Here is an 8334-nt window from a genome sequence, read left to right as displayed (position 1 = left end):
CCATTTCAGAAGCCCGATTCCGTGTGTCCCACGGTACGTTGACCGCCTATAGCTTCTTGTACTTGTTGCGCGCGACTTTTTACCCGGCCAAGCTTTTCTGAACGGAACTCCCTAAGCCGAGTTTTCAAGGTGCTGTCCGCCCACTTGGTTTTCGAGACGGTCTTTTTAATTCTAACGTAAAGCCAACCTAGAACGGCGGGGTTTCCCACCCAAAATTTTCGATGAACATAACTAGGCGAGAATTGATCCAGCAGACAGGTTGGGGGTTGCTGACTTTGGCGATTAGTCAAGGGACAGTTAACCGTCATTTGGCTGCTCTCGCCGCCCCTAATCCCAGAAAATTGGCTCTTTTAGTCGGTATTGACCAGTATGGGGCGAATATTCCGCCGCTGCCCGGCTGTCTTACCGATGTGGAGTTACAAAAAGACCTTCTCCGTTATCGTTTTGGCTTTCAGGATGCTGATATAGTAACTTTAACGGGACAACAAGCCAGTCGAGAAGCGATCGAAGCGGCTTTTTTAGAACACCTGATCGCCCAAGCCAGGTTGGGGGATGTGGTAATTTTTCACTTTAGCGGTTATGGCAGTGTTGGGGCCGGAAAAGAGGTTTTTATTACTGCGGATGGGGCAGAAAATGCTTTACTTAAGGAAAATATCCTGCTGATGGCTCGCTGTCTAGCTACGGATAAGTTTAGCTTGATTTTTGATAGTAGTCATCTCCCCCAACCTCAGCCCTATCTCGGTAATCTCCGCATTCGTTCCTATTCTAGAACCATTACTGATCCTAACCCCGCCGAATTAACTTTCGCTGCCGATATTAAAACCCGTTTTAACCTCAAAAATAAGCCTAGTAACGGCGTTATTCTCGCTGCCGCTAAACCAGAGCAAATCGCCCTGGAATTGAGCGGTAATAGCCCCAATGCTGGCTTATTCACCTATGATCTCACTCAGTATCTCTGGCAAGCTTCCCCCAGTCCGACAATCGCGATCGCTTTTCCCCATCTCCGTAATCTCGTCGCTAGTCACAGCAGTCAACAACAGCAACCGACAATCCTGACCAATAATCAAAATAATTCTGTGTCGCTTTATCATACAACGTCAGAAAAGTCAAGGGGTGGGGCGGCAATTGTTACAAATCTTATTGACGAGCGCACCCTAGAAGTCAATCTGGTCGGCCTCCCCTTAGAAATCCTGGAAAATTACGGAATTAACTCCTGTTTGAGCTTTATTGAGGCGACCGGGGAGGAAATCAGCCTACAAATTCTCTCCCGTCAGGGTTTAAAAGCCAAAGCCCAGTTATTATCACCAACCGCCTCCCTAGAAATAGGACAGATTCTAGAGGAAAAATTGCGGGTTTTTCCGAGTAAAATCGGCTTAATCGTCGGTTTGGATCATAACTTAACCCGGATCGAACGGGTAGATGCTACCAGTACCTTTGCCAGTTTGCCCGATGTGGCCGCCGTGGTTAACATTGGCGAACAAACGGTAGATTGTCTCTTAAGTCGAGTTGGTAGCGAAGAAACTGGCAATTATCAGTTATTATCTGCCAATGGCTCCCTAATTATCGGTAGTTTAGGGGCAGCCAACGAAGCAATTAAATCGGGAATCAAACGACTGCAATCGCAACTAGAAACCCTGCTGGCCTGCAAATTGTGGCACTTGTTGATCAATCAAGAATCCTCCGGTTTAGCCGTCATTGTCACCCTCGAAAGCCTCGATCAAACCTATATCTCCACAGTGCCAACCCAAAAAATTGCGGGTAGCAGGGGGACTAATACCGCTAAAAACGACTTAATTCTGCCCGTGGGTACGGAAATTCGCTATCAAATTGAGAATCAAGAAGAACAACCCCTCTACGGACTGATAATTGTCCTCAACAGCGATCGCCAACCGCTTTTATACTGTTCCCGTCCAGAAACCCCCGATAATTTCAGCAATTCCAGCCCATTAGCCCCCTTTGTCGTGGCGGCCAAAACCAAGGCCACCATCCCCAATGACCGCCAAGGGCATTGGAAAATTAGTCAACCCAAGGGCATCAGAGAGAATATACTGATCCTCAGTCGCCATCCTTTCCCGAAAACCTTGACCCTTCTCAATGCCACTCAAAGCCTCAAGGGAGAAGCCACCCAACTGCTCACCCTGACTAACCCCCTAGAAATAGCCAGAGCTTTCTGGAGCGATCTAAAATTAGATTTAGGTCTAAAAATGGATAGTTCTGGCAGTGTAATTGATGAATACGCCTTTGATCTAGGAACTTGGTCAGGTTTCCGGTTTATTTATCAAGTTATGGACTAAATCGATAGAATGATTCTATGGAATCCTTGAAAAGAAAAGGTTAAAATCCTAAAACAGCTACCCCTAAATTTCCCGATGAATCTTCTGCCCCGGACCACCCAAAGCCGCCTCAAAAAAATCCCACAAATTCCCAGTGTTTGGGAAGGAGATCGTCGTGCTTTATCCTTATCCGAGAGAATGCCCCGGGCCACCTTAGAACCAAATCAAGAAAGCGGTGGCGAGTGCGTGATCTGGGTGGATGGTAGCGAGGGCTGTGTACGCGCTATGGAAGTAGTTTCCCCCGAAACGGGGCCGGAGGCCATGGTGAGAACCTTAATCCGCGCCATCGAAACACCCCAAAATCCAGCCCGGCCAGCCAGACCGAAAAAAATTATCGTCCGCGATCGAGAAACACAGTTTTTTCTGCGCGGGGTACTGCAAGATCTCGATATCACCATCGATTATGTCCCCAGTTTGCCCCTGATCGATGATCTCTTTCGTGGATTCGACGAATTCCAAAATAACCGCCCCCCGGCAATTCCTCCCGCTTGGCAGTCCGCTTTAGTGAAAACCGCTCACGAAATTTGGAAAGCTGAACCCTGGTCCTGTTTAGCTGATTACGATATTTTGCAAATTAAGCTCGATCGCTCCGATTTCCCGAATCTTTACGCCTGTGTCATGGGAATGCTCGGTCGGGAATACGGAATCATTCTCTATCGTTCCCTAGAATCCCTCAAACAATTCCGGCAGTCCGCTTTAGCAGAAAAATCGATGGAAAGATTAGAAAAAGCCTTTCTTTCCCAAGATTGTTGGTTTTTAAGCTACGAATTGGCCGATGATGATGAGGACGATGATGAGGATGACTACGATCTAGCCTCGGCTGCCCCCTCCCAAATCCATCCAGTTTTCGGCAGCGTGCATCCCTACGAAGGTATTCGCCCCTATTTAGATGAAGAAGAAGCAATCACGGTATATTTAGCTTTAATAGCTCTGTTGCGCTTTTTTAAAGGCAATCAATCCGCTTTATCCGAAGAACCGATCGGAGAATTACAGCGTCGTTTTCGCATTCCCCTCGATCCCGAACAAGCAAAAGGGGAAACCGTGGCGGTGACGGTGGCCACGATGCCCGATCTATGTGCGGAATTTATGCAACTCTTGGAGGAGGACGACGACGAGGAGGATGAGGATGATGAGGATGATGAGGAAGAATCCGTACTCAAGGAGGATTTAGTTCCTGATAATGCACATCTCAGTCTGGGAATGGTTCCTTGGCAATTATTAGATAAAATTCGCAGTCGTCCAAAAATCCATTATCAACCCCAGTCCGTACCGACAAAAGGAGAGGGTTTCCCCGTGGTGATGATCCAGACCTCCCGACCGAAAGCCAAGGAAATTATCGAAAAAATCGAACAAGCTGGCGGTTTGGCGGCTATTGGTTTTAACCCCGGCGAAGATCCCCTCGAAGATACCCGTTATGATCTGGGGATTCTGAAAATGGCTAACGGTGATCTCTATCTGTTTGGGGAATTCGAGCAAGATGATCCCGACCACCGTAATGCTCGCCGCAATTGGCAAAAACGCATCAAAAATACCGAGGGTTATTGTGGTTTGATTATTGCCATGGGGGTAACTGGTTCCTCCTGCGGTAATCCCCAATTAAACGATATGTTAGCCCTCTACGAAGCAAAATCGATCAATAGTAAAGATTTAGACTTGGGAGTTTTGACTCTTATGCCTCACTTTGGTTAATTTTAACCAAGGCAGGGGGCAGAGGGCAGGCTTCGGGCATTACCCAAGTGCCTAAGACAAGCTGTATCCCTAACAATCAAACTAGGAGCCGTGTGAGGTGAAAGTCTCATGCACGATTCTGAAGGGGGGGGATGGAGGCGACTCCATTCCCGACCCCTAACACGCCGGCTTGAGAATATTCTTGTCACCCGATCAGGAATCCACTAAACAAAGAAGTTGGAAACAGGGATATTGCCAGTGGGTAATGTGCCGGTAATGCCTGTAACGTTAACCAGTAAGTCATTGGCACTTTGGAAACCAGCAACATTATCATTGACAATAATATAGGTTCCGGCTATCCCAGCAGTGGTTACTTGGACCAGGGCCGCCCCATTAATACCAAGTGCTTGGTTTCCAGCTAAGGCACCATTGGCATCGGTAAAAACAGCATTCACGACATCGGTTAAAGTGGTAGCCGCAGAATTGGCAGCACGACTAAAGGCAGCGGGGGCAGGCAGCACACCTCCTGCGGCACTGAGCAAATCAATTTTGTCGGAGCCGATCGCAAAATCAGTGATCCGGTCAGGGTTAGCGACAGTAGATTGGGAAAATTGGAAGAGGAAGACATCGTTTCCTGCTCCCCCCGTCAAGGTATCGAGTCCGGCACCACCATTGAGGATGTTATTGCCACTATTACCAGTAATAACGTTATTACCTGCGTTACCAGTACCGTTAATGGCGGCTGCTCCCGTCAGTGTCAAATTTTCCACGTTAGCAAGTGCCGCAATCGTGTAAGTAACACTAGATTGAATGGTATCTGTACCAGCACTGGCATTTTCGGTAATGATATCAGTGATGCTATCAACAATGTAAATATCGTTGCCTAAACCACCAATTAAGGTATCAATGCCAGCACCACCATTGAGAGTATCATTACCAGCACCACCATTGAGGGTGTTATTGCCACTATTACCAGTAATAACGTTATTACCTGCGTTACCAGTACCGTTAATGGCAGCAGTTCCTGTCAGTGTCAAATTTTCCACATTTGCGGGTAAAGTTGTGGTGACAGCGGCCGTGATAGTATCGGTTATGGTCGTGGTAGCTATCGTCACCGCACCAAGAATAGCATTAGTAGGAGAAGACAAAGCTAAAGTAAAGGTCTCATCTGCCTCATTAAGGGAATCATTGAGAATGGGAATGTTGATGACTTGAGTAGTAACACCAGGGGCAAAGGTTAGAGTTCCAGTGGTGGCGGTGTAATCCGCTCCCGCGGTTGCTGTACCGTTAGCAGTAGCATAGTTAACGCTGATGGTTTGGTTGCTTGCTTGGGAAAGAGTGACGGTGTAGGAGGCGTTTTGAGGAGTGGTTAAACCTTCAACAACAGTCTGATTGCTGGGACTAAGATTAATTGTGGGTAACTCAAAGTAGTTGCCAAAATTAATGCCAGTCAATTTTTCCCCTGCTTTCAAGTTGACCGCATAGGGAGTGGTGGGGAAGGTTTGTATCCAGCCTTTTTGATTCACTTCCTGGATGGCATATTCTCCTGGTCCTAAGTTGCTGAAGGTATATTGACCATCAGCGTTAGTGACTGTGGAGAGTTCCCAAGGATCTAGTGTTCCATTGGCAACACTATCAATGTAAATTGTCCAACCGGCTAAGGCTTTTTCGCCTTTGTCCCAGATACCATTAGCATTAGCATCGTTCCATTTACTGCCTTGGATGCTTCCAAGTGGAATTTGAATGTCTCCATTTTTAAGCGCTAAGTTTGCCGCCAGCTTCCCTCCTTTAAGAAAACCTTCATCCCCCGTCACCACAAAATCGAAAACCCCACCATTTAAAAAAGCACCTTCAGCAATACCAAATTCCCGTCCCTTTGCGAAAGCGTTTGCTACTCCTTGGGGATTTTGTTGCGCTAAAGTTTGTAAGGAGACATAATTAGCGGGAAAACTTTTATCAGCAAATGTCGGTGTCCCGAAAAGGGATTCTTGCTGAGTAATCCGCCAACTATCTGCATAAGTTGTATGTATTGTTTGATCAGTGGGATTAGGTCCCAAGTCTGTGCCATCGCGCAGAGCAAAATCATTGGTACTAACCCCATCACCATTACCTAAAAGCCCTTGAAGTACCCCAAAACGATAGTCAGCGGGATCGACATAAACATCAATGTAGCTTCCATTGTCCGAGGCGATGATGACATCGTTATCATCGGCTGTGGATAAATCACTGTCTAGTCCAGCATAGGTGAAGGTGTACTGATTACCTGAACGCTGGATTTTGCTACTACTCAGAAATACACTTTGACCACTTGCTAAATTATAGGTCACTCCGTCAATTTTGAGTTCTTGACCAACTGCAAGCTCTGAGTCATAAACAACATTGTAACCATCTATCGTTGTGGCAAAAGCTGTGTTGACAGAAACAGTTGTACTTGCTCCCCAAGGTTTTTGACGGGTTTGCACTTGAAAATCATCTATCAGAGATTTGACAAGAATAAACTCCCCAACTGCTTGAAAATCATAGGGTTTTCCATCAAAACTTACGAGATGCACATCTCCCCAACCGTGACCTTGACCAACTACAGGGTTAGAGGTGAAAAAGATGGAAAAATCTTGGGAGGCACTACTACCCAGTGAGCCACCAACAAAGACGTCGTAACTGCTGGAAAATGGAAGATAGGTAGTAGGAATCTCAATCTGTTGAACGTATTCAAATGCACCTGCACCAGTAAACACCTCACCAGTCCAACCTGTAGTATTCTCTGTTCCTACAAATGAATTAATACCGATAGTGACTGGAGTAATAGTTGGTCCAGATGGACTTGTAGGAACTAACGAGAGATTTAACATAGGATCTATATCGGTAGTGCTAGGAGTTCCCGTCCAAACTAGGGTAACTTTGGAAATAACACTAGGACTAAAACGAGACATTCTGCCCATATTTAGAGGCGCACCAACGAACAGATCCTCTGCAAATAAATGTCTGCTAGTTGTCGTGAATGGAAGAGGTGATAGGAAATTAGTTGCAGTAGTTGTGTTGGAGTAAGGAGGAATTGAAGAAGGTGGTGTCCAGATAGCAGGTGTTGAACCCCCAATGGTGGACGTGGCAGTGTGGATAAGCAGTCCTTTTACCGTGGAGTCAAGTGGAGTAATGGTCGTCGTCAGTCCAGTAGTAGGAGGAAATCCAGGAACAAAACTACCAATTTGATTGTAAGGTAGATTAGAAGTAGAGGGCAATATTATTACATTTTTAAATCGCGCCCTGAATACGCCAGGGTTAATCGTTTGTACATTTTCGTAGTAAAAGGCGTCCAATAAATCTCTAACCTTGAAAGGTCCGCCAGCGCTGGCGGTAAAGTTGAGATCAGATAGAAACATCGTAGCCTGTTCTATCTCAATACTCTGGCCACCTACGGTAATTGTTGCCCAGTCATTCTCACCTTTCAAAGCCTGTAATGTCCCAGCACTGAGACTATTACCACGCACTAAGTTAGAAAAAATGTCTCCCTCATCACCAGCGCTATCCGTCTGATTGATATGAGCATCAATAAAATGCCCGTATTCTTCTAACAAAACCGCAATAATGTCTGTATCCGTAGCTGTATCGAGAAAATTAGCAGCGAGATAAATCTTATTCGTGCTAGTCCCATAAGCACCACTAGCGTTACCAAGAATGCTACTATCAAGAACTTCAATTTGCGGAAATGAACTAAAATCACCTACAAGCCATTGAGAACGGAGATTTGTGGCTACTGTATGGTCATATTGTGTACCAAATGCTATTTCGAACAAATTCCAGAAGTCATTTAAACCAGCAAAGTTTTTCAGTTGGTTATAGGTCTTGTTGAGAGTGGTCTGAAGAAGATTAGTCATAACATCCTTTCCATCAACTATTTGTTTGCATTTACATTTAATCGCTCAAGACTTTTGACATCCTCACCGCCGTAAACGGACGGTGATTCCCAAACCTCACGATTTAGGTTTCTGCTTCTGTCCCGAAGGATTTTTCGCACCTGCCGCCCCAGTTTTACTCTGTTCTGGTCTTATGGTCGCTCTACAGACTGACACCGCAAGCCCTGCGGCCAAAATGTTTTTACTAGCGTTAATATCTCGGTCATGGTGAGTCCCACAGTCTGGACAGTCCCATTCTCGAACATTTAACGGCATTTTCTCAGCAATATGCCCACAATTACTACATCTTTTAGAGCTAGGAAACCATCTATCTATTTCGATGTAATTTCTGCCGTACCAACGGCATTTATAGGCTAATTGTCGAGTGATTTCTCCCCAACTAACGTCAGATATTGCCTGAGATAACTTGGGGTTTTTGACCA

At 45.9% G+C, this 8334-nt stretch carries 4 protein-coding genes; 2 read left to right on the top strand and 2 right to left on the bottom strand.

Annotated features, from left to right (window positions below; all coding sequences use genetic code 11):
- Positions 1-221 precede the first annotated feature (221 nt).
- The gene (locus tag O9295_RS16450) at positions 222-2294 is read left to right on the top strand and encodes a caspase family protein (protein WP_288033915.1); all 2073 of its coding nucleotides are present in this window, start codon (positions 222-224) and stop codon (positions 2292-2294) included.
- 75 nt (positions 2295-2369) lie between these two features.
- On the top strand, positions 2370-4022 hold the full coding sequence (locus O9295_RS16445; RefSeq protein ID WP_288033913.1) for a DUF6930 domain-containing protein: 1653 nt from the start codon (positions 2370-2372) through the stop codon (positions 4020-4022).
- Positions 4023-4225: 203 nt separating this feature from the next.
- Here O9295_RS16445 and O9295_RS27915 read toward each other — a convergent pair whose 3' ends face one another.
- Together O9295_RS27915 and O9295_RS16435 are read right to left on the bottom strand one after the other, a co-directional pair.
- On the bottom strand, positions 4226-7873 hold the full coding sequence (locus tag O9295_RS27915; RefSeq protein ID WP_288033912.1) for a Calx-beta domain-containing protein: 3648 nt from the start codon (positions 7871-7873) through the stop codon (positions 4226-4228).
- Between the two features lie 96 nt (positions 7874-7969).
- Positions 7970-8334, bottom strand: a 365-nt coding sequence (locus tag O9295_RS16435) for an RNA-guided endonuclease TnpB family protein (protein ID WP_288033909.1), incomplete at its 5' end; no start/stop codon positions are given.

Source organism: Microcystis sp. LE18-22.4A (genome assembly GCF_027531105.1).
GTDB classification, from domain to species: Bacteria; Cyanobacteriota; Cyanobacteriia; order Cyanobacteriales; family Microcystaceae; genus Microcystis; species Microcystis aeruginosa.
The sequence above is the reverse complement of the archived record's forward strand: the minus strand, read 5'-3'. Positions and strand labels throughout refer to the sequence as shown.